This is a genomic window from Bradyrhizobium sp. 62 (assembly GCF_023073035.1).
GTDB lineage: Bacteria > Pseudomonadota > Alphaproteobacteria > Rhizobiales > Xanthobacteraceae > Bradyrhizobium.
On record NZ_JADPIT010000010.1, the window covers coordinates 433,634 to 454,824 of the forward strand.

20 protein-coding genes are annotated in these 21,191 nt (G+C 65.0%); 12 read left to right on the forward strand and 8 right to left on the reverse strand.

The features are described from left to right. Positions 1-128 precede the first annotated feature (128 nt). The 7 genes from IVB47_RS06230 (at position 129) to IVB47_RS06260 (ending at position 7,040) form a co-directional block, all read left to right on the forward strand. Positions 129-521 carry a BlaI/MecI/CopY family transcriptional regulator gene (locus IVB47_RS06230; protein WP_027570822.1) on the forward strand — a complete coding sequence of 131 codons (393 nt, stop codon included), beginning with the start codon at positions 129-131 and terminating at the stop codon, positions 519-521. After that, positions 518-3,037 (forward strand): M56 family metallopeptidase, encoded by a 2,520-nt coding sequence (locus tag IVB47_RS06235; RefSeq protein ID WP_247460408.1) that lies wholly within the window; start codon positions 518-520, stop codon positions 3,035-3,037. The genes IVB47_RS06230 and IVB47_RS06235 overlap by 4 nt, the downstream gene beginning before the upstream one ends. Before the next feature lie 167 nt (positions 3,038-3,204). Then, the gene (locus IVB47_RS06240; protein WP_247460409.1) at positions 3,205-4,656 is read left to right on the forward strand and encodes a DUF1800 family protein; all 1,452 of its coding nucleotides are present in this window, start codon (positions 3,205-3,207) and stop codon (positions 4,654-4,656) included. 2 nt (positions 4,657-4,658) lie between these two features. Further along, the gene (locus tag IVB47_RS06245; RefSeq protein WP_247460410.1) at positions 4,659-5,909 is read left to right on the forward strand and encodes a DUF1501 domain-containing protein; all 1,251 of its coding nucleotides are present in this window, start codon (positions 4,659-4,661) and stop codon (positions 5,907-5,909) included. Positions 5,910-5,939: 30 nt separating this feature from the next. Further along, positions 5,940-6,161, forward strand: a complete 222-nt coding sequence (locus IVB47_RS06250; protein ID WP_247402060.1) for a hypothetical protein — start codon at positions 5,940-5,942, stop codon at positions 6,159-6,161. A gap of 94 nt (positions 6,162-6,255) precedes the next feature. Then, positions 6,256-6,771, forward strand: coding sequence for a septal ring lytic transglycosylase RlpA family protein (locus tag IVB47_RS06255; RefSeq protein WP_247460411.1), 516 nt, complete (start codon positions 6,256-6,258; stop codon positions 6,769-6,771). 113 nt (positions 6,772-6,884) lie between these two features. After that, positions 6,885-7,040, forward strand: coding sequence for a hypothetical protein (locus tag IVB47_RS06260; protein WP_247288109.1), 156 nt, complete (start codon positions 6,885-6,887; stop codon positions 7,038-7,040). A gap of 21 nt (positions 7,041-7,061) precedes the next feature. Here the strand turns inward: IVB47_RS06260 and IVB47_RS06265 are convergent, their stop codons facing one another. The 3 genes from IVB47_RS06265 to IVB47_RS06275 form a co-directional block, all read right to left on the reverse strand. Further along, complete coding sequence (locus IVB47_RS06265) at positions 7,062-7,367, reverse strand: hypothetical protein (RefSeq protein ID WP_007601056.1); 306 nt, start codon at positions 7,365-7,367, stop codon at positions 7,062-7,064. A gap of 88 nt (positions 7,368-7,455) precedes the next feature. Then, positions 7,456-7,728 carry a hypothetical protein gene (locus IVB47_RS06270; RefSeq protein ID WP_018457466.1) on the reverse strand — a complete coding sequence of 91 codons (273 nt, stop codon included), beginning with the start codon at positions 7,726-7,728 and terminating at the stop codon, positions 7,456-7,458. Between the two features lie 129 nt (positions 7,729-7,857). After that, positions 7,858-10,548 (reverse strand): alpha/beta hydrolase fold domain-containing protein, encoded by a 2,691-nt coding sequence (locus IVB47_RS06275; RefSeq protein WP_247460412.1) that lies wholly within the window; start codon positions 10,546-10,548, stop codon positions 7,858-7,860. 226 nt (positions 10,549-10,774) lie between these two features. On the opposite strand from IVB47_RS06275, the gene IVB47_RS06280 reads away from it, so the two are divergent. Then, complete coding sequence (locus IVB47_RS06280) at positions 10,775-10,984, forward strand: hypothetical protein (protein WP_027519501.1); 210 nt, start codon at positions 10,775-10,777, stop codon at positions 10,982-10,984. Positions 10,985-11,064: 80 nt separating this feature from the next. Then, complete coding sequence (locus tag IVB47_RS06285) at positions 11,065-12,525, forward strand: carboxylesterase family protein (protein WP_247460413.1); 1,461 nt, start codon at positions 11,065-11,067, stop codon at positions 12,523-12,525. Positions 12,526-12,542: 17 nt separating this feature from the next. Here IVB47_RS06285 and IVB47_RS06290 read toward each other — a convergent pair whose 3' ends face one another. Continuing rightward, entirely contained in the window at positions 12,543-12,722 is a 180-nt protein-coding gene (locus tag IVB47_RS06290; RefSeq protein ID WP_007601069.1) for a hypothetical protein, read from the reverse strand. 158 nt (positions 12,723-12,880) lie between these two features. Between IVB47_RS06290 and IVB47_RS06295 the strand changes: the two genes are divergently transcribed. Then, complete coding sequence (locus tag IVB47_RS06295) at positions 12,881-13,678, forward strand: class III extradiol ring-cleavage dioxygenase (protein ID WP_247460415.1); 798 nt, start codon at positions 12,881-12,883, stop codon at positions 13,676-13,678. Positions 13,679-13,722: 44 nt separating this feature from the next. Here IVB47_RS06295 and IVB47_RS06300 read toward each other — a convergent pair whose 3' ends face one another. From IVB47_RS06300 to glgC, 3 genes are read right to left on the reverse strand one after another with little or no spacing between them, the layout of a single operon-like run. Then, positions 13,723-13,983: a SemiSWEET transporter gene (locus tag IVB47_RS06300; protein ID WP_018457471.1), complete on the reverse strand. Its 261-nt coding sequence runs from the start codon at positions 13,981-13,983 to the stop codon at positions 13,723-13,725. Between the two features lie 36 nt (positions 13,984-14,019). After that, positions 14,020-15,474 (reverse strand): glycogen synthase GlgA, encoded by a 1,455-nt coding sequence (glgA, locus tag IVB47_RS06305; protein ID WP_247460417.1) that lies wholly within the window; start codon positions 15,472-15,474, stop codon positions 14,020-14,022. Next, positions 15,471-16,733 carry a glucose-1-phosphate adenylyltransferase gene (glgC, locus tag IVB47_RS06310; RefSeq protein WP_247460419.1) on the reverse strand — a complete coding sequence of 421 codons (1,263 nt, stop codon included), beginning with the start codon at positions 16,731-16,733 and terminating at the stop codon, positions 15,471-15,473. The genes glgA and glgC overlap by 4 nt, the downstream gene beginning before the upstream one ends. Positions 16,734-17,077: 344 nt before the next feature. Here glgC and IVB47_RS06315 point away from each other — a divergent pair, with 344 nt between their 5' ends. Next, positions 17,078-17,533: a hypothetical protein gene (locus IVB47_RS06315; protein ID WP_027570834.1), complete on the forward strand. Its 456-nt coding sequence runs from the start codon at positions 17,078-17,080 to the stop codon at positions 17,531-17,533. A gap of 204 nt (positions 17,534-17,737) precedes the next feature. Here the strand turns inward: IVB47_RS06315 and IVB47_RS06320 are convergent, their stop codons facing one another. Continuing rightward, positions 17,738-17,917 carry a hypothetical protein gene (locus IVB47_RS06320; protein WP_247358869.1) on the reverse strand — a complete coding sequence of 60 codons (180 nt, stop codon included), beginning with the start codon at positions 17,915-17,917 and terminating at the stop codon, positions 17,738-17,740. 202 nt (positions 17,918-18,119) lie between these two features. Between IVB47_RS06320 and IVB47_RS06325 the strand changes: the two genes are divergently transcribed. Continuing rightward, a complete protein-coding gene (locus IVB47_RS06325; protein WP_247460422.1) occupies positions 18,120-21,191 on the forward strand; it encodes an AAA family ATPase in 3,072 nt (1,023 codons plus the stop codon).

Here is a 21,191-nt window from a genome sequence, read left to right on the forward strand (position 1 = left end):
CGCCTAAAGCAAGCCCCGTTCGGTCAGCATCCGATACCATTTCAGGTAGAAACCCCGTTGCGCGGCGCGGCGGTATATGCGACGCTCTGTAGCGCTACAAGAAAATTCGAAAACCAAGGTAAGCCGCCATGGACGATCGTTTGCCCGACCTGGGCGACCTCGAGCACGAGGTCATGCAACTGGTTTGGGCCCATGGTCCTGTCACGGCCGAAATTGTGCGCGAAAAGCTGTCGCGTCGGCTGAAGGAATCCACCGTGCGCACGGTGCTGCGCCGGCTGGAAGAAAAGGGCTATGCTCGGCACACGGTGGACGGACGCACCTATGTCTACCACGCAGCCGAAGCGCGCGCGCGGGTTGCGGCCAAGGCGGTGCAGCGCATCGTCGACTGGTTCTGCAACGGCTCGATGGAGGAGGTCCTCGTCGGCATGGTCGACAATGCAATGCTCGACCAGCAGCAGCTGCGCACACTGGCCGACCAGGTCGCCAAGGCGAAGAAGGCGAGGGGAGTGAAGAAAGAATGATCGCAACTCTGGCGGAGGCGGCGCTGCGCTCCCTTGTGCTGGGAGGCGTCGTCTGGTTCGGCCTCAACCTGTTTCGCGTGCGCAATCCGCACGCTCACATGACGGCGTGGGTCGTCGTGCTGCTGGCATCGCTGGCGATGCCCGTGGTGATGCATTGGCCGACGGTCACGATCACCCGGCTGCCATTGCCGGTATCGGTGCCGGCTGATGTCCTGCCGGCTGACATCTCGATGTTCGAGATGCCGCAGCCCATGCAGCCGATCGCGCCCGGCGCGGCGATTGCTTCCCCGGCGCAGAGCGGCGTCTCGATCAATTGGTGGCTTGTCGCCACAATCGTCCATGTCGCCGTCGCCAGCCTGTTGCTGCTGCGGCTGGTCATCGGCCTCTATCTGACCTGGCGCCTCGCGCGCGCGGCAAGGCCGATCAATGGTCCGCACCTGGTCGACGCCGATGTGCGCGTCAGTCGCGACGTCGGCGGTCCCGTCACGTTTGGCTCGACCATTCTGGTGCCGCCGCAATTTGCCGGCTGGGACGCCAAGAAGCGGCTCGCGGTGCTCGCGCATGAGGGCGCGCATGTCGCCAACCGCGATTTCCATATCCTCCTGCTCGCCTCCCTCAATCGCGCGGTGTTCTGGTTCAGCCCGTTCGCCTGGTGGCAGCTCGCGCGTCTTGCCGAACTTGCCGAGATCATCAGCGACGCCGAGGCCATCGAGGTGATCGACGACCGGCTGTCCTATGCGGAAATCCTGCTTGATTTCGCAAGCACGGTAAACCCGCGGCCGCTCGAGCTCGCGATGGCGCGGGCCTCGACCGTGCGCGCCCGCGTCGAGCGCATCATCGCGACCGCCGCGATGCCGGTCGCGGTCGGCTGGCGCAAGCGGGCGTGGATCGCGGCCGCGATCGTCCCGGCCGTGATCGTGTCCGCCGGCATGATCGCCTATCGTACCCCGGAGCCTGCGCCGCTCGCCGCGGATAGCGGCGAGGTGCCGGCCCAGCATTACCGCCCTTTCGTCAATTTCTACGCCATGGGCCCGGCCTCGGTGTTCGCCATCTTCCGCGAAGGTGACGATCTCTCCGGCCAGCTCACCGGGCAGCGACGGCTGCGCCTGACGGTCGGCAGCGACGGCACAGCGTCCTACATGGCTTCGTCGGGCGAAATCACGTTCCCGCTCGATGCGGAACGTCGCTCCTCCGAACTGATGCTGCGGATCAACGGCCGCGACGTGCGCGCGGTGCGTGTCACCGAGATGCCGGCGCCGACAACCGAACCTGCCTCGCTCGATCAATATGTCGGCTGGTACAGGATTGCGCCGAACCGCGTGCTCACCGTGCGCCGCGATGGCGATCGTCTCTGGTTGCAGGAAACCGGGCAGGGCACGACGCAAATCCTGGCCGAGGGCACTGATGCCTTCTCCTTCCGCGGCGACCATCTCGTGATCTTCCTGCGCGACGAGCAGTCGAGGGTCTCGCGCGTGTTGCTACAAGGTGCGGTTTTCGGCGCCCGTCTTGCGGCCCGCGTCGATGCGGCGGTGGCTCAGGCGGTCGAAGCGGATTTCGCGCGCCGCCTTGCCGAAGTCCCCGATCGCTTCAGGGAGCAGGTCCCGGCCGTCGGCGGCAAGGAGATGATCGTGCGCGGGATCGAGGATCTGCGCGCCGGCACGCCGAACTACGACCGCATGAGCGCGCCGCTCGCCGCCAAGCTCCACCGCCAGCTCAATGAAATGCACGCGACGTTCGTTGCGCTCGGCGGGCTGGAATCGATCTTCTTCCGCGGCGTCGGACCCGGCGGCTACGACATCTACGGCGCGAAGTTCGAGAACGGTACGGCCGAATTCCGCCTGCTGCTCGAGCCCGACGGCAAGGCCGGCGATGTCATCTTCAGAGCCGACGGCAACGACGAGCTCGGTGGCATCGTGCCTTGCTCTGAGGAGGCGAACGTGCGCGGTCGCGCCGGCACCTCGCCGATCAGGATCATGGTCTATAACGAGATGGGCGACGACATCCAGGTCTTCAATCTCGATGCCGACGGCAATCGGAGGACGCAGAGCGTCGTCAGGCCCAACATGACCTGGGCCTCCACCACCACCGTGAACAATCCGTGGGTGATTGCCGACAAGTCGGGACGGTGCATGGAGATCCTGGTGCCGGGCCGGCAAACGCGCTTCCACAATGTCGAGGCCTCAAACCTCGGCGCGCGTCCGGTTCGCGCAGCGCGGCGGGCCGTTCCGATCGCCAATGGCGAGGAGATGCTGCGCCGCTACATTGAGGGAGTCGGCAAGGGACAGCCGGACTACGAGCGCATGACGTCGGAAGTGGCCGACATCACACGCGCGCAGCTTCCGTTCGATCAGGCGATTCTAACGCGGCTGGGTGCGCTGCGTGCGGTCTCCTTCCGCGGCGTCACCGCGCTCGACAGCGACATCTATGTCGCCCAGTTCGCCAACGGTTCGGCGGAATGGCGCATCGGCGTCAGAAACGGCACGATCACGAAGATCGCGCTCGGGCCCAATTTCTAGAAGGATCGCCGCCGCTGATCTGCAGGACCGGCGGCTCCCGAGTTGTTGACGGCGCTCTCTCAATCTCCGCTTGCCGGTCTTTGTCGTGAATGCTACAGTACGTAGCATTACGCTTCGTAACTTCCCGCCGACACCGTCGGCAGGCTCGCAAGAATTGGGCATTCGCCATGAGCAGTTCTGCAAAGGCCGAGGCCGTGCTGGCACTTCATCGCTTCGGGATGGGGCCGCGTCCGGGATCGATTGCGGCTCTCGGAACTGACCCGCGCGGCGCGCTGATAGCCGAGCTCGACCGCCCGCTCGTCCTGAACGCCGCCGCGAGCCTTCCCTCCAGCGCAAAGGCCTATCGCACCGTGGCCGATGCCAATGCGCGGCGCGCCGCGCGCGCCAAGCAAGCCCAGCAGCAAGCTAAAAAGCAGCAGGTGGCGGCGACGCCGACCATGTCGGAAGACCAGACGCAAGGCCAGGGAGCGGACAAGGACGCCGCCGAGATGGCGGCCAAGCAGGCGGCCGAGGCCGTGCCCGATCCCGGGCGTCCGATCTATTTGCAGGAAGCCAAGCTGCGCACGGAAGCTGCGCTTGCCCCCGACATCGGCTTTGCCGAGCGGCTGGTGTGGTTCTGGTCCAACCATTTCTGCATCTCAGCCAACAAGATCCAGAGCATGTCCGGCGCCTATGAACGCGAAGCCGTTCGCGCCAATACGCTCGGCCGCTTCGTCGATCTCCTGTTGGCCGTCGAGGGCCATCCGGCTATGCTGTTCTATCTCGACAATCTCGGCTCGATGGGCGCGAACTCGATCGCCGGCATCAACCGCAGCCGCGGCCTCAACGAGAACATCGCGCGCGAGATCATGGAGCTGCATACGCTCGGCGTGCGCGCCGGCTACACCCAGGACGACGTCATCAGCTTCGCCAATGTGTTGACGGGATGGACGCTGGTGCCGCCCGGCGACAATCCCGAGCACGGCGGCGAATTCACCTTCAATCCGCGGCTGCACGAGCCCGGCGGACAGACTGTGCTCGGCAAGCGCTACGAGCAGGAGGACGTTGAGCAGGGCCGCGCGGTGCTGCGCGATCTCGCCGCGCATCCGGCGACCGCGACCCATGTCGCGACCAAGCTCGCTCGGCACTTCGTGGCCGACGAGCCGCCGCCTGTGCTGATCGAGCAGATGGCGAAGATTTTTCGCGACGCCGAGGGCGATCTCAAGCAGGTCGCGATCGCGATGGTGTCGTCCGACGAAGCCTGGCGCGGGCCGCCGTCAAAACTGAAGCGTCCGAGCGAGTGGGGCGTCGGCATGGTGCGCGCGACCGGCATCACGATCGTCGATCCCGTCCGCTTCACCGGTGGCCAGGAGCTGCTCGGTGAAGGGCTGTGGCGGCCATCGGCGCCCAAGGGTTATCCGGAGGACGAGGCAAGCTGGATCGACGGCATTGGCCGGCGGCTCGACATCGCCAACAATTTCGCCGAACGCATCGCGACCACGGCCGATCCGCAAGTGATCATCGAGGACGTCTTCGCCTCCGAGATATCACCCGAGGTGAAGCAGGCGGTCGGCCGTGCCGAGAGCCGGCAGCAAGCGTTGGTCCTGCTGTTCATGTCGACGGATTTTCAGAGGAGGTGAGCATGGGCGTCGTCAATCATTTGCCCACGCGGCGCGAGCTTCTGGTCGGATCCGGCGCGCTGTTCGCATGGAGCCAGATGCCGCGGGTCGCGCGCGCCGAAGGGCGCGATCCGCGCCTGCTGGTCATCGTGCTGCGCGGCGCGCTCGACGGCCTTGGCGCGGTTGCGCCGGTGGGCGATCCTGACTGGATCTCCTTGCGCGGCGATCGCGCGCTGGTGCTGGACGGCAAGCCGCCCGCGCTGCCGCTCGATGCTTTCTTCGCGCTCAATCCGGCGATGCCGAACCTGCATCGGCTCTACAAAAGCGGCAAGGCTGCGATCGTCCATGCCACCGCGACGCCCTATCGCGAGCGTTCGCATTTCGACGGCCAGGACGTGCTGGAGAGCGGGCTCGTCAAGCCGGGCATGACGAACTCGGGATGGCTAAACCGCGCACTGCTCGCGCTGGAATCCGGCGGGCGTGTCGACCCGCGCGGCAGCCGCGCACTCGGCATTGGCTCTGTGACGCCGCTGGTGGTGCGCGGTTCGGCGCCTGTAATGACATGGGTGCCGCAGCGATTGTTGCCGGCGAGCGAGGACACGCAGAATCGCCTGCTCGATCTCTACCAGCACACCGATCCGAAGCTTGCGACCGTGCTCCAGGCCCGTATGAGGCTCGCTTCGCTCGGCGGGGCATCGGGCACGGGCGATCCGATGTCCGACGATCCGACCTTGGCGCCGCCCGGCATCGCGCGCGTGCGCGCCTATTTCGCCGAAGCCGCCGGTACCGCCGCGCGCTATCTCGCAAAGCCCGACGGTCCGCGCGTCGGCGCGATGGGCTTTGTCGGCTGGGACACGCACATCGCCGAAGGTGCAATCTCGGGCCAGCTCTACAATCTGCTGGGCGCGCTCGACGGCGCCTTTGCCGCGATCGAGAGCAACATGGGCGAGGCGTGGCGCGAGACCGTCGTCGCGGTTGTCACCGAGTTCGGGCGAACCGCGCGCATCAATGGGACGCAGGGCACCGACCACGGCACGGGCACGGTCGCTTTCCTGATCGGTGGCGGGCTTACCGGTGGCCGCGTCATCGCGGACTGGCCGGGTCTGAAGCCGGCGCAACTCTTCGAGGATCGCGATCTCAAGCCGACCACGGATTTGCGCGCAGTGTTGAAGGGCCTGCTGAGGGATCATCTGCGTGTCGAGGAGAAGGTGCTGGCCGATACGATTTTCCCGGGCAGCGCCGACGTCAAACCGATGGCAGGCCTCGTCGGCTGACGACGCGGCTCTCGCAACCGGATCTGGTTCATGATGTGCACGCTGACACAACGGGAGCTCGACTTTCTCGCCGGCCTGAGGACCGGCTGGCGGCGGCTCTATCGGCGCGAACTCGCACGGCTCTTGAAGGGCGACGCCGAGCCTGGCGAGGTTCCTCCGGAGACGCGCCCGATCTGGCGCGTCGTATCGGGCTTATCCCAGGAGTCTGTCTCGATTCAGGACAAGCCAGTGTGGTGGAATCGCCACAGCTAAACCCGAAACAGCTGCGGCCGCAGGCGCGCTTTCGTTCCGACAAGGTTCTGCCCTCATTGCCCGCCGAAACTCGGGGTCGTTCGGAGGGCGCATCATGTCTCGATTTGCACGTGCCGAAACTGCCCCGATTTCGCCGGCAACCCTGTGCCGGTTGCTGCTCGCCATCATCGGCGCGGCGTCGCTTGCGGCGTGTGCGCAATCGCCCGTCGGCCGCCAGAAGGCCGATCTCGGCACCCACCGCCAAGCCGCTGTCGAACGACCGCACAGGGTGGCGGCGCTGCATCCACGTCCGACCAGCCGGGCCCGCGTCCCCGACGGTGATGCAAAGCAAAGCGTCTCGCATGGCGTCGCCAGTTTCTATTCGGATACGGAGACGGCGAGCGGCGAGAGGTTCGACAAGAACGAATTGACAGCGGCCCATCCCAGCCTGCCGTTCGGCACTAAGCTGCGCGTCACCGATGTCTCATCCGGCCGCTTCGTGACCGTCAGGATCAACGATCGCGGGCCGTATGTTCGCGGCCGCGTGGTCGACATCTCGCCCTCCGCGGCGGAGGCGCTCGGCATGGTCGACAAGGGTGTCACCAATGTCAGGCTCGACGTGGTGCAATAATTTGCAGTGACATCGATCCGAAACGCTGTGCTTAACCGGCTGTTAGCCGCCTCCAGCCACCATGGATACCCAATCATTCGGGACTCCAGATTGAAGCTCTTGGGAGGCGGCGTTTGACCACGATCCAGTATCTCGAAGATCAGGCGGCACGGGCCGAGCGGCTGGCCAAACGGATCACGGATACGCTGACGATCGAAAAGCTCCTGACCTTCGCGGACGAACGCCGCCGCGAGATCGAGGTCATCGCCGGCAAGTACCGGCGCGCCTGATTTTCATCGTCCAACGCGCGCTCAGCTGTGGCTCTCGACGAAGTCGCTGAGATAGTCGGGTAGCGTCACGCCATCGATGTCGCAGCGCGCCCGGATCTCACCGGCGACGTCGGTCGAGATGTCCTTCATCCAGTGCTCCAGCGTGTTGAACGAGATGACCTTGACGGGGTCGTTGAAGCAGCCGGCGACGAGCTCGCCGATCGTGGCATCGAGATCGCTTCGCTCGACACGAATTTCGGTCGCCTTGTCGAGGCGATCGATCACCACGAACAGGGTCTGGTCTGCGCCATAGGGCACGACAGGGGCTGGCACGCCGGCTTCAAGCATCTGAGGCACTCACGCCTTCGCTTCCGATCACCATCAACGGGAAAAACCGATAGAAGGTTCCCGCGCTCAGCCGGTGCTTCTGCGAGGATCAGAGAAATTCGCGCAACCGCGCCAGCTCGGTGATGTGCTCAGGCGAGAGGATGTCCGTGACCAGCGGTGGTTGCGCGATGGTGCGGATCTCATAGAGATGCCTGGTCGCCGCCGGCTTCGCCATGAACGCCGAGATGCATTCGTCGAGCGTGCCCTCGATCACCTGGTAGGACGCTCTGTCCGATCGCCTCTGGTTCGCAAGCGACGGCCATTTATGCAGCACCGCAAGGACACCAAAATCGACCTTTGAATCCCCAACCACGTCCCCCATCGTACCGCCTCACGCAAAAAGAACCCCGGCACACTAGCCTGCGTGCCGGGGCCCACACCCATTACTGCATCTCAATGCCACAGCACCAAACGCGATGACCGGGAAATTGTTCCCGGCCGATATTCGCTTTCAGCTCGCGGCCGCCGCGATCTTATGCCCCGGGCTGGTATGAACCTGACTGCGATCGTCGCCGCGGCTGACCTCCGGTGGCAACCCTGCGAAGCGCCGCAAGGCCTCGGCCATCTGCACCCGGCCCGGCGCGCCGGTGATGATCACGTCCACCATCGTGAAGGACGAGTGGAAATGACCGCGCGCCTTGAGTTGCTCGACCGGGACGCCGGCAGCGGCCATTGCCTCGGCATAGGCGATGCCTTCGTCACGCAGCGGATCGAATTCGCAGGTGACGACGAAGGCCGGCGGCAGGCCTGCGACCTTGCCGCGGAGCGGCGAGGCGCGCGGATCGGTGCGGTCGGCCGGCGAGCAATAGAGGTCCCAGAACCAGTACATCAGCGAACGGGTCAGGAAATAGCCGGTCGCATTGTCGTTGTAGGAGGGGCGGTCGAAAGTGCAGTCGGTGACCGGGCAGATCAGGAGCTGGCCCGCGATCTCCGGCCCGCCGCGATCGCGTGCAAGCTGGCAGGTGACGGCGGCGATGTTGCCGCCGGCACTCCAGCCCGCGACCAGCACCGGGCCCGGCCTGCCGCCGAGCTCGGCGGCGTGCTCGGCGATCCAGCGCGTCGCCGCATAGCCGTCTTCGGCCGCAGTCGGGAAACGATGCTCGGGCGCATGACGATAGCCGACGCTGACGAGCATCATGCCGGTCCGCCGCACCATGTCGCGGCAGAACGGCTCGTCCGACTGCTCGTCGCCGAGCACCCAGCCGCCGCCGTGGAAATAGACCACGACCGGATGCGGCCCTGATGTTGCCGGCTTGTAGACCCGATAAGGCAAGGGACCGTCGGCGCCGGGCAGCGTGCCGTCGACGATCTCGCCGATCGGCCGTCCAGCGGGACGGCCCTTGTTGAACTCATTGACGAAGGCGCAGGCGCCTTGCGCGCCCATCGACTCGATCGGGGGCAGGTTGAGCGATGCCAGCAGGTTCAGCACCAGCCGTACATCGGGCTGGAGGCGCACCACCTCGCCGTCATTGCATTGCGCGGCAACGTTGGGACCGGTCAGCTTGAAGCCGAGCATACCGCGGCTGACGACCTCGTCGCAGATGCTGCGATAGGGACCGACGCCGCCGGTATAGGGCATCAGGCCCTGCACCTTGCCGGGAACGTTGGCGCCCGTGTACCAGGTGTTGGCGAGCCGGTGCAGCGTCACCGTCGAGCAGTCCGCCATGTGCCTGTTCCAGCCGGCCTGCGCCGACTCCGTCGGCTCGATCGTGGTGAACCCGGCGTCGCGCAATGCCGCGAGCCGATCGACGACCCAGTCGACATGCTGCTCGATCGACACCGCCATGTTCGACAGCACCGACGGGCTGCCGGGTCCGGTGATCATGAAGAAGTTCGGAAAGCCCTCGACCGTGAGCCCGAGATAGGTCTGCGGCCCCTGCGCCCAGACATCGGTGAGCGATCTGCCGCCACGGCCGGTGATCGGATGCACGGCGCGGATCGCGCCGGTCATGGCGTCGAAGCCGGTCGCGAACACGATCACGTCGACATCAACGCTGCGCTTGGACGTCGTGATGCCGCTTGCGGTGATCGCCTTGATCGGCTCCTGACGCAGATTGACCAGCGTGACGTTCGGCCGGTTGTAGGTCGCGTAATAATTGGTATCGAGGCAGGGCCGCTTGGCGCCGAACGGATGATCGTCCGGCATCAGCGCCGCGGCGGTCTCGGGGTCTTTGACGGCAGCGCGGATCTTCTCGCGGATCAGGTCCTGGACGATCTTGTTGCCGTCGATGTCCACCGCCTGGTCGGCCCAGAGCTGGGTCAGGATGTGGACGAGGTCGCCGGCCGCCCACGCGCGTTCGAACCGCTCACGACGCTCGACATCGCTTAATTGCCAGCTCACGACCGTCTGCTGCGGATAGGGCACGCCGGCCATCGACTGGCGCGCCTGCTCGCGATAGGCCGCGCGATCGCCTTGCAGCAGGCTCATGCGATCGGAAGGCGCTGGGCCGTTATGCGCCGGCAGCGCGAAGTTCGGCGTACGCTGGAACACGGTCAGATGTGCGGCCTGTTCTGCGATCAGCGGGATTGACTGAATGGCCGACGATCCCGTGCCGATCACCGCGACGCGTTTTCCGGCGAGATTGACGCCGTCATGCGGCCAGCGTCCGGTGAAATAGACCTCGCCCTTGAAGTCCTTGAAGCCGTCGATCTCCGGCGGCTTCGGCGCCGAGAGGCAGCCGGTGGCCATGATGTAATGGCGGCAGGAGACCGGCGCGCCATTGTCGGTGGTGAGCTGCCAGCGTCCGGTGGCCTCGTCCCATTTCGCTTCCGTGACCTTGGTCTTGAAGCGAATGTCACGCCGGAGATCGTAACGGTCGGCGACGAAGCCCAGATAGCGCAGGATCTCGGGCTGGGTCGCGTATTTCTCCGACCAGGTCCAGGCGGTCTCGAGGTCCGGATCGAAGGTGTAGCTGTAATCGATGGTCTGGATATCGCAGCGCGCACCGGGATATCGGTTCCAGTACCAGGTGCCGCCGACGTCGCCGGCTTCTTCGAGGCCGACCGCCGTGAGGCCGGCTTTGCGCAGCCGATGGAGAAGATAGAGGCCGGCAAATCCGGCACCGACCACGGCAACATCGACCTGCTGGCTGGTTCCGCGCCCCGCGTTAGAGGCACGCGCAGCAACCATTGCATCAGGCATGGCATTTCCTCCCTTGTGTTTTGTTTTGCCGGCAGGCTATCGCTGCAGGTTCGGCTTGTCATCACGGCATGTGCAATCTTCGGTAGCCATTTGCGGCGTCATCATGGCCGCGTGAATGTTGGGGCAGCACACGCATCGCGATGCACAATGGCCGTGATTTCCCGGGCTAATCAGGGTCGATCCACCTGTGTATGCTCTTGTTTTGCCACGCGTGCCGACGGGCGTCATGACAGAGTTGAGTGAGCGGACCAAAGCGAACATGGACGTCGTCCTGGAGGAGACGTGCCGCCAACTGCCGCACGGCGGCGATCACGACAGCCGCAGGTTCATCGCCGAGCGGCTGATCGAGGCGGCGCGGTCCGGTCACACCACACTCGGTGAGCTCGGCATTATCGCACGCCACGCACTGGCGGAGCTTGCCGCCAAGCGGAGCTAGGCGCGGTCGCGGCGCTTGCCTCGCAGCGGGCCACGGACATAACCTGCTCAAATCCTTCCGCGCATCGAGATGCTCCGAAGATGCGGTCCGTGTTCGCGCTTTTTGCGACGTCTCTCGTCCTCTGTTGCGCCGGCTCGGCCGCGGCCCAGCCGGTTGGCCAGTTTCCGTTTGCGCTGACGCGCGAAGGACAGATGCTCGGCGCCGTCGAAGGCGAAGTAGCCTCGTTCAAGGGGCTGGCCTATGCGGCCGCGCCGATCGGGCCGCTGCGCTGGCGTCCGCCGCAGGCTGCACCAGAGAGTTCGGAGATGCGCACCGCCTATGCGTATGGCGCGCCGTGTCTTCAGCCGTCGCTGCCGGGATCGAGCGAGGATTGCCTCACGCTGAACGTGTTCCGTCCGTTCGGCGTCGATGGCCCGCTGCCGGTGATGCTGTTCATCCACGACGGCGCTTTCGTCAGCGGCACCGCGAACGATCCGCTGTTCGATGGTGCCAGGCTCGCGCAAGCCGGTCTCATCGTGGTGACCGTGAATTTTCGCCTCGGCGTGCTCGGCTGGCTCACCGATCCCGCGCTGTCGGAAGACGGTTCCGGCAGTTACGGCCTGATGGACCAGATCGCGGCGCTGCATTGGGTGCATGATAACATCGCGGCCTTCGGCGGCGATCCCACCAACGTCACCTTGTTCGGCAGTGGCGCAGGCGCGACCTCGATCGCGCTGCTGATGCTGTCTGAGCAATCGCGTGATCTCTTCCAGAAAGCCATTCTGCAATCGATTCCCGGCCGTGCGCGCCTGCGTTCGGCACAAGAGGCCGAGATTGTGGGGCGGCAATTCATGGCGGCGCTGGGGCGACAGGCCGATTTGCGCGCCGCCGACCCGCGACGCCTGCTTGCCGTCGAAACGCATTTGCTGGAAAGCTCGCCGCGCAGCTTCGGGCCGACGATCGATGGACGTCTGGTCAGCGAGGAGGTCGCCGCAGGCTTCGCGGCCGGACGTGAGAGCCGCATCCCCCTGATCATAGGCTCGAACGACGACGAGACCGGTTTCGACGGCGAGCTGGATGTCCGGGAAGAGCTGGCATCGTCAGGCGCCACCAGCGATGATCTGCGCAGGCTCTATCCCGACCTCGCCAAACCTTCCAGCCGCGCGGCAAGGTTCTACACCGACAAGGTCTTCTCCGAGCCAGCGAGACTATTGGCGCGCCTGCATGCCGCCAGCGGTGCGCCGACCTTTCGCTATCGCTTCGCCTATGTGCCGGAGGCACGGCGCGCAAACCCCGAGGGCGGTCACGGACGGGAATTGCAGTTCATCTTCGGCGTGGAAGGCATGCCCGGTGCGGGCATCCTGTCACGAACCGATCGCGAGGTCGCAAATCGCATGCGCGCCTACTGGATCAATTTCGCCAAGAGCGGCGATCCCAACGGTGCGGACCTGCCGCGTTGGGATGCAGCCGCAGGCAGCGATCGCCTGCTGCTGATCACGAACGATCGCATCGCGAGCGGAGACGACTCCTGGTCGGAGCGCCTGGACCGGTTCGGGCGTTAGGGCATGTTGAGTTGGACTTAAGCCGCGAGCTCGACACGCGGCGCCGGGCTCAGCCGGTCTTCCTCCAGATAATCCATCGCGCCGTCTTTCTCGACGGCGTAGAACTGCTGGCCTTCCTTCGACTTGTAGGCGGCGCGAACGACGCCGCGGCGGCCCTTGTCACTGTTGACGACGTCCCCCAACGCAAACTTCTTCATTTCACGTCCCTGGCTGCTGGCCGACTCCTTCGGCTACGCCGGGGATTCTGGGCGGCAAATCGTTAACGTCTTGCTAACCATACGGGTTTGCCTATGCTCGCGGCCGATCGCGCGGGCAGCTCGCACGCGCATGTTGGCAATGAAACGAGCCTTCGCCCATGGTGCGACTTCCGACTTTCTTCCTGTCGCATGGCGGCGGTCCCTGGCCGTTCATGGAAGACAGGCGGGTGCAATATGCGAAGACCGCCGAGGCGTTCGGCCGGCTGCCGCAACTCTTGCCGGAGAAGCCCAAGGCCGTGCTCGTCATCACAGGACATTGGGAGGCTGACGCCTTCACCGTGTCGACCTCGGCGCATCCGCCGATGGTGTACGACTATCACGGTTTCCCCGAGCACACCTATCACCTCAAATATCCGGCGCCGGGGCGGCCCGAGCTCGCCGCGGAGGTGAAGGCGCTGCTCATTCGCGCGGGCGTCGATTGCCGGGAGGATCCCAACCAGGGCTTCGATCACGGCACCTTTGTGCCGCTCGGGCTGATGTATCCGAACGCCGACATGCCCATCGTGCTGCTGTCGCTGAGATCGAGTTACGATCCGGTCGAGCACATCAAGGTCGGGCAGGCGATTGCCTCGCTGCGGAACGAAGGCATTCTGATCGTCGGCAGCGGGCTCACCTATCACAACATGCGCGGGTTCGGCCGCGCGGAGTCGAAGCCGGTCTCGTATGATTTCGAGGCGTATCTGAACGAGGCGATCAGCCACAAGGACGCAGCGCGCCGCAACGCGATGCTGGTTGACTGGGAGAACGCACCCAGCGCGCGCCTGGCCCATCCGCGCGAAGATCATCTGCTGCCGCTGATGGTGGCCGCCGGCGCCGCCGGCAGCGACGCGGGCCAGCGCGTATTCGTCGACGAGGTCGCGAATGTCGCGATGGCCTCGTATGTGTTCGGGCGGTGATCTTCTCCTCTTCTCGCAAGCGAGGAGAGGTGAAGAAGAGTGGCTCACCCGTATTTCAGCTTCATGAACAGGATGCCGCCGGCGAGCACCATGGTGATGGCGTTGGCGGCGACGAGGGGCGCATCGCCCGACAGCAGGCCGTAGACGAGCCAGAGCGCCAGGCCCAGCACCATGACCAGAAACATGCCGAGCGAAATATCGCCGGTGGAGCGGGTCTTCCACACTTTGATGGCTTGCGGCGCATAGGCCACGGTGGTGCAGGTCGCGGCGGCAAAGCCGATCAGCTTGATCAAGAACGGGTCCATGGCGGCTCTATAGCATTGATTCGACGATGTCGGGCCTCAGGCGCGCGCGGTGATGAGGCCGCGATAGAGCGCGGCATAGTCACCGGCGCGGTTGCGCCAGGACACGTCGGTCGCAAGGCCGCTCAGTTGCAGGCGGCGCCAGGTCAGCTTGTCGTGAAAGGCGATGTTGGCCTTGCGCAGCGTGCCGGCGAGGGCATCCGCGGTGACGGGTGCGAACTTGAAGCCGGTGGCATCGTGGCCCGATTTGTCGGCCTCGCCGATATCGACGATGGTATCCTCGAGGCCGCCGACCCGCGAGACGATGGGCACGGCGCCGTAGCGCAGCGCGCAGAGCTGGGTCAGGCCGCACGGCTCGAACCGTGATGGTACGATGAGCGCGTCCGAGCCGGCCTGGATCAGATGCGCCATGATCTCGTCATAGCCGATCACGACGCCGATGCGGCCGGGGTTCGCGCGCGCAACGGCCTGATAGCGATCCTGCAGATCGCGGTCGCCGCTGCCGAGCAGCGCGAGCTGCATGCCTTCGCGCAAAATGGTCGGAACGGCTTCGAGCAGGAGATCGAGCCCCTTCTGCCAGGACAGGCGGCTGATGACGCCGAGCAATGGCGTTTCGTCCGAGGAATCCAGATTGAACTGTTGCTGCAGCACCGCCTTGTTCGCGGCCCGGTACGTGAGGTCCTCCGCGCCGAAGCGGTAGGCGATGTGCGGATCTTCTTGCGGATTCCAAACGGAGACATCGATGCCGTTGAGGATTCCGCTCAGCACGTTCGCGCGGGCGCGAAGCAGGCCGCCGAACCCCATGCCGCCCTCGTCGCTCTGGATCTCCTGCGCATAGGTCGGCGAGACCGTGGTGATGCGATCGGCGAATTGCAGGCCGGCCTTCAAAAAACTGATGCCGCCGAAATATTCGAGGTCGTTGACGCCGTAAGCGCGCCACGGCAGGCCGATCGAACCGATCAGCTCGGGCGCGAACTTGCCCTGATAGGCCATGTTGTGGATGGTCATCACGGTGGCGGGCCGCGGCCGGTTATCGTAGTGCAGATAGGCCGGCGCGAGCCCGGCCTGCCAGTCATGGGCATGCACCACGTCGGGCACGAAGGCGGGAACGAGGCCGTGGCCGATGTCGGCCGCGATGCGCGACAGCGCGGCGAACCGCACGCCATTGTCCGCCCAGTCGACACCTTCGGCCGTCACGTAGGGGTTGCCAGGCCGTGCGTAGAGATGCGGCACGTCGAGCACGAACAGATCGAGGCCGTCATGCGAGCCGGCGAGCAAACGGCCGGGTCCGCCGAAATAATCCGGCCAGCGCCGGATTTCGTCGGCTCCCCCCAGCACCCGCATCACGTCGGGATAACCCGGCATCAAGGTGCGCATCTCGACGCCATGCGCCCTCAGCGCAATCGGCAGCGCGCCCGCGACATCGGCGAGGCCGCCGGTCTTGACGATGGGATAGACTTCAGAGGCGACCGCGAGGACGCGAACAGGCGTCATGTATTGAGCCTGTCGAGCATCGGCTGGGTGATGAGCGAAATGCCCTGCTCGGTGGTGCGGAAGCGTCTTGCGTCCAACTCGGGATCCTCGCCGACGACGAGCCCTTCCGGGATCTCGACGCCGCGATCGATCACGACGTTCTTCAGGCGCGCGCCGCGGCCGACATTGACGTAGGGCATGATCACGGCGTTCTCGACATTGGCGTAGGAGTTGACGCGCACGCCGGTGAACAGCAGCGAGCGCCGCAGCGAGGCGCCGGAAATGATGCAGCCGCCCGAGACCAGCGAGCTCACGGCCTGGCCGCGCCGGCTCTCCTCGTCGTGGACGAATTTTGCCGGTGGCGTGATTTCCGAATAGGACCAGATCGGCCAGGCGCTGTCGAACAAATCGAGCTCGGGGACCACGTCGGTGAGGTCGATATTGGCGGCCCAATAGGCGTCGACCGTGCCGACATCGCGCCAATAGGCGCGCGGGTCGCTGCCGGAGCGGACGCAGGAGGTCGAGTACTGGTGCGCCATGGCGCGGCCGTTCTTGACGAGGTAGGGGATGATATCCTTGCCGAAATCGTGGTTGGAATTCGGATCCTCGGCGTCGCGCTTGAGCTCCTCGAACAGGAATTTCGCGTCGAACACGTAGATGCCCATGCTGGCGAGCGAGACGTCCGGCTTGCCGGGCATCGGCGGCGGATCTTTCGGCTTCTCAAGGAACTCTTTGATCCAGCCGTTCTCGTCGATATGCATGATGCCGAAGCCCGAGGATTCTGTCCGCGGCATCTCCAGGCAGCCGACGGTGACGTCGGCGCCGCTCTCGACATGCTGCCGCAGCATCACCTCGTAATCCATTTTATAGATGTGGTCGCCGGCGAGAACCACGATGAAGCGGCAGGCGTGGGATTCGATGATGTCGATGTTCTGGTAGACTGCATCGGCCGTGCCGACATACCACATGTTTTCGGAGACGCGCTGGCTCGCCGGGAGGATGTCGAAGCTCTCGTTGCGCTCGGGACGGAAGAAGTTCCAGCCCATCTGAAGGTGCCGGATCAGGCTGTGCGCCTTGTACTGGGTGGCAACCGCGATGCGACGGATGCCCGAGTTCACCGCGTTCGACAGCGCGAAATCGATGATGCGGGATTTTCCGCCGAAATAGACCGCGGGCTTGGCGCGCCGGTCGGTCAGCTCCAGCAGCCGGCTGCCGCGTCCGCCGGCCAGGACGAACGCCAGGGCCTGACGGGCAAGCGGCTCGGGTCTCGCGGCACTCATGTCATTCTCCCACAACTCTGGCGCTCGCGAGAAGCCTCCCGGCCGCGCACATTGGAACCGATAGTAACGGCACGAATAGTCAATCGGGAAGGTGGTTGTTGGTTGCGAATGCGTCGGAAGCTTAATGCTTTGCCGCGGTGATCGGGCCCCAGGCACCGTCCTGCCGGTGTCACACGCGGCGAGGTCGTCGAGCCCGTCGGGTACCGGTTGATCAGAATGGAGGCATGCGTCTTGTGCGGTGCACGCAAACTCGAGGCCGAATTTCTGGCTTTGACCTTGCGCCAGGATGCCCGATCATGGGCTGCGTCCATGTCCAAGCGAAACGTCAGACAGGGAGTAAGACGATGAGGATCTGGAAAACGGCAATTGCCTGTTCGCTGGCCGGCGCGGTCATGGCCGGCCAAATCGAGCCGGCCGCTGCGGGCCCGATGCCCACGAATGTCGCGACCATGAAGGCCGCGGCCGGCGATGATGTCACGCAGGTGTATTGGCGCGGCCGAGGTTTTGGATGGGGCATTGGCGGCCTCGCAGCCGGTGCGATCATCGGTAGCGCCATCGCCAGCAGCTCGCCTTACGGCTACGGCTACTATGGCGGCGGGCCTTATTATGGCGGCTACGGATACCCGGGGCCGGCTTACGGCTATGCTCCTGCCTATTATGGTGGCTATGGACCGGGTTACGGTTATGGCGGCTACTACGCGCGTCCCCGCTATTACGGCTATCGCGCCTATCGTCCATATTACGGTCCGCGCTACGGCTACTACCGGCCGTACCGGGCCTATCACCGCGGATATTGGTGATCGATCAAACGGGCGGACCGCCTCGCCGCAGCGCCACGATGCCGAAGAGGTTTGTGGGCCGCTGCAGGCAAGCGGACCGATCGGCTTGCGCGCGTTGAACCCGGTGATGCGGCACGACGAGCCGGCCATGCCCGCCCGCGACAATCCCGATGCAGATCGCGACGATGATCGCGATCTCGATGCACCATTCCAGCGGTCCCGAGCTCATGGCAGCGCGATGGTGTTGGCGAGATCGAACTCGGACAGGCCCGGGCCGCCGCACGCAAGGTAGATTGCGAGGAGGAAGACGCGGCTGAGGACGGTGATGCCCAATATGACCCTGAGGTCGTAATGGCGAATGGCAAAAGCGAGAGGCGGGATCGCCAAATGTCTTAAAATGCTCACGGCCAACTCCTTGCCAAAATTCAGGCATCGACTGCCTGTCGACTGAAATGACAGCGTGATGAAAAGGCCGTCCGACGCCTTGCCGGCGTCTCTGAAATGGACAGGCCAATGCTAGTGCCGGCGCAGGGCGCAGGTCTTTATCGTGTCCTTACATTTGGCTGAGCTTTCCCTTAAGGTGGGGGAGCATCCGGGGGTCGGAGCCGTGCGTACAGACGCGCTTGCCTTTGGTGAATTCCGCCTCGACCGTGCCAACGCGCTATTGTGGCGAGGCGGGGAGCGGATCGCGCTGGCGCCGAAGCCGTTCGAGGTTCTTTGCCATCTTGTCGGTCGGCCCGGTGAGCTCGTCACCAAGGAAGAGTTGCTCGACGCGGTCTGGTCCGATCTGCACGTCAGCGAGTCGAGCCTCGCCGTTGCCGTGAACGCGCTACGCTCGGTGCTCGGCGACGACAGGCAGTCCCCCAATTACATCGAGACAGTCACGCGGCGCGGCTATCGCTTCATTGCGGCGGTCGCGACCGTCGAATTGCCTGCGATCGAGCGAGCGCGCGAACAGGAGGCGGCGTCCGCCACGGAGCAGGCCGTCGATCGACGCCGGCACTGGAGGGTCGGGCGCACCGGGGCACTCGATACGCTGGACAAGGCGTTGCAACTCGCTCGTACCGGACAGCGTCAGGTCGTCTTCATCACCGGCGAGGCCGGGATCGGCAAGACCACCCTCTTGCAAATGACGCTCGACAGGATGAACCAGCAGGGACTGGGCGTGCTGCACTGTAGCTGCAACGAGTTGTTCGGCACCCACGAGGCCTTTCTTCCGTTGATCGGCGCGCTGAACGAGTGCTGCCGTCGAACCGATGGAGCATCGCTGCTGACTTCGATCCGCGAGCACGCCCCAACCTGGCTCGCGCAAATGCCCGGTTTCCTCGGCGACGCAGACCGGGCCGCATTCCAGCACGAGGTCTTCGGCGCAACCCGGGAGCGCATGCTGCGCGAATTTGCCGATCTCATGGAACATCTCGCCGTCACGCGACCATGGGTGATCATCCTGGAAGATCTGCATTGGAGCGACTTTGCCACCGTGGATGTGCTCTCCCGGCTGGCGCGGCGGGATCGGAGGGCTTCTATCCTCGTGCTCGCCACGTATCGGCCGATGGAAGTCGCCGTCGGCGGACATCCTATCCGTGCGGTTCACCAGGACTTGCGGATCCACGGACACGCCACCGAGCTCGCGCTCGATCGACTGACCGGCACCGACGTCGAACGCTATCTTTCCCTGCGCTTCAACTCGGTCGATTTTGCCAGAGAGCTGGTCGAGCGCATCTTCGCGCGAACCGGCGGGCATCCTCTATTCGTGTCGTCTCTGCTCGATCATCTCGTGGCGCAGGGCGCACTGGTCGAGCACGAATTGGGCTGGCGGCTGGTCAGCGAAGACGCGGCCTCGCAGGACAGCATGCCGCGCGATCTGGAAGGAATGATCAAGCAGCAGATCGATCACCTCACCGCGGACGAGCGCTGCCTGCTCGAGGTCGCCAGTGCGGCGGGAGCGGAGTTTTCCGCGCTCCATATCGCCGGTGCGCTGGACCGTCCCGTGCTGGATGTCGAGCAGATGTGCGAGGACCTGGCGCGGACTGATCGCGTCATCGTCGTTGCCGGCATGACCGAGTGGCCGAACGGAGGCGTCTCCGGTCGCTATGCGTTCCAGCACGCGCTTTACCAGGAGATCCTCTACCAGCGGCTCGCGCCGGCGCGCCGCACGAAAACCCATGCGCTGCTTGGGGCGGGGATCGAGCAGGGCTACGGGCCGCAGGCTGTGGAGCTCGCCGCCGTCGTCGCGCGCCATTTCGAACTGGGCCGCGATTTCCCGAAAGCGATGCATTATCTGGGCGCGGCGGCCGAGGGCTCGGCGCGAAGGTTCAGCACGCGCGAGGCCGCCAATTACCTGTCCCGCGCTTTGGACCTGGTGCCGCATCTGCCGCCGGAGTTTCGAGTGACGACACGTCTGAAGTTGCTGCTTCAGCGCGCCTGGGCCTGGCGGGCCAGTGGAGATTTCCTGAATTCGCTGCAAGATCTCAGCGCAGTCGTCGCGCACGCGGCGGAGAACGGGCACGTGCGCGAAGAGGTGAACGCGCTGGTCGATCTCAGCAGATTTTGTCTCTACGTCGATCGTCGCCAGAGCCTGCCTGTTGCGGAACAGGCTCTTGTCAAGAGCCGGGCGATCGACGACGCGGCGTTCAGCGCGCTGGTCCAGGGCAACGTCGCCAATTTGAAGCTGATGCTCCGCGGCTGGGATCGCGAGAATGCCGACCTTGCCGAGCGTGCGTCAGCACTGATCACCGGAGAGCAGGATCTGAGCATGCGGCTGCGGCGCTGCTCGATGGAGATGGTGCTGGAGTTCCTCCGCGCGAATTATCCGGCCTGCTGCGATGCGACGACCAGGGGAAAGGAGCTCGCCCGCCTGGTCGGTGACGTCTATCTGTTCGTGCTCTATGAATCGGTCGAGGCCTTTGCCCAGATTTATCTCGGTGAATGGGGACGGGCGCAACGAAACGTCGTCTCCGCGTTGGCCATCTCGGAGCGGAATGCAAATCCGCAGGCCGTCGCGCTGTGTCATCTCACGATCGGATGGCTGTATTCCGAGGCGGAGGAATATGGCAGCGCGTCACGGCGTGCGGAGGATGCGCTCGGCCCGATGATCGAGGCCAATCCGTTCACCTTCTTCGTCGGCAGGAACCTGCTGGCGCGAGCTTATGTCCGGATGGGCGACCTGCCTCGGGCGCGGCAGCATCTCGATGCGATGGAGCGGCGGATGGAGGTCGACCGGGTGCCGATGGAGTCGCTGGTCATCCCGCATTATCTGCTGACCTGCTGCGACTATTGGATCGCGACCGGCGATCTGGACCGCGCGCAAACATGGGCCAGCCAGTTTCACGAGGTGACGAGCGCGGCACCCGACCGGCCGTTTCTCGCGCTGTGCTACGAGGCCATGGCGAGAATTGCGATCCTGAAGCAGGATACGCAAGTCGCCGGCGAGCATTTGTCGACGGCCATTTCGATCCTCCGCCATGCCAGGCTGCCGCATGCCAGCTGGCGGGTTTATCGCACGACCGCGGTGCTCTATGAGAGCCTCGGACAAGCGCAAAGGGCTGCCAAGTGGCGGGACCGCTCCAGCCAGGTGATCGCATCGCTGGCAGAGACGCTTGATCCCGGCGATCCGCTGCGATCGGCGTCATTTTTCGACGCAGGCCGGGACAACGGGTCCAATCATGAGGGACGGTGA

Coding starts and splice junctions, on each gene's coding strand:
- IVB47_RS06250 (WP_247402060.1), top strand. CDS start 5,940: ATGATGTGCACGCTGACACAACGGGAGCTCGACTTTCTCGCCGGCCTG.
- IVB47_RS06270 (WP_018457466.1), bottom strand. CDS start 7,728: ATGGGGGACGTGGTTGGGGATTCAAAGGTCGATTTTGGTGTCCTTGCG.
- IVB47_RS06295 (WP_247460415.1), top strand. CDS start 12,881: ATGGTGCGACTTCCGACTTTCTTCCTGTCGCATGGCGGCGGTCCCTGG.
- glgA (WP_247460417.1), bottom strand. CDS start 15,474: ATGACGCCTGTTCGCGTCCTCGCGGTCGCCTCTGAAGTCTATCCCATC.
- IVB47_RS06285 (WP_247460413.1), top strand. CDS start 11,065: ATGCGGTCCGTGTTCGCGCTTTTTGCGACGTCTCTCGTCCTCTGTTGC.
- IVB47_RS06275 (WP_247460412.1), bottom strand. CDS start 10,548: ATGCCTGATGCAATGGTTGCTGCGCGTGCCTCTAACGCGGGGCGCGGA.
- IVB47_RS06255 (WP_247460411.1), top strand. CDS start 6,256: ATGTCTCGATTTGCACGTGCCGAAACTGCCCCGATTTCGCCGGCAACC.
- IVB47_RS06290 (WP_007601069.1), bottom strand. CDS start 12,722: ATGAAGAAGTTTGCGTTGGGGGACGTCGTCAACAGTGACAAGGGCCGC.
- IVB47_RS06265 (WP_007601056.1), bottom strand. CDS start 7,367: ATGCTTGAAGCCGGCGTGCCAGCCCCTGTCGTGCCCTATGGCGCAGAC.
- IVB47_RS06235 (WP_247460408.1), top strand. CDS start 518: ATGATCGCAACTCTGGCGGAGGCGGCGCTGCGCTCCCTTGTGCTGGGA.
- IVB47_RS06245 (WP_247460410.1), top strand. CDS start 4,659: ATGGGCGTCGTCAATCATTTGCCCACGCGGCGCGAGCTTCTGGTCGGA.
- IVB47_RS06315 (WP_027570834.1), top strand. CDS start 17,078: ATGAGGATCTGGAAAACGGCAATTGCCTGTTCGCTGGCCGGCGCGGTC.
- glgC (WP_247460419.1), bottom strand. CDS start 16,733: ATGAGTGCCGCGAGACCCGAGCCGCTTGCCCGTCAGGCCCTGGCGTTC.
- IVB47_RS06300 (WP_018457471.1), bottom strand. CDS start 13,983: ATGGACCCGTTCTTGATCAAGCTGATCGGCTTTGCCGCCGCGACCTGC.
- IVB47_RS06230 (WP_027570822.1), top strand. CDS start 129: ATGGACGATCGTTTGCCCGACCTGGGCGACCTCGAGCACGAGGTCATG.
- IVB47_RS06280 (WP_027519501.1), top strand. CDS start 10,775: ATGACAGAGTTGAGTGAGCGGACCAAAGCGAACATGGACGTCGTCCTG.
- IVB47_RS06240 (WP_247460409.1), top strand. CDS start 3,205: ATGAGCAGTTCTGCAAAGGCCGAGGCCGTGCTGGCACTTCATCGCTTC.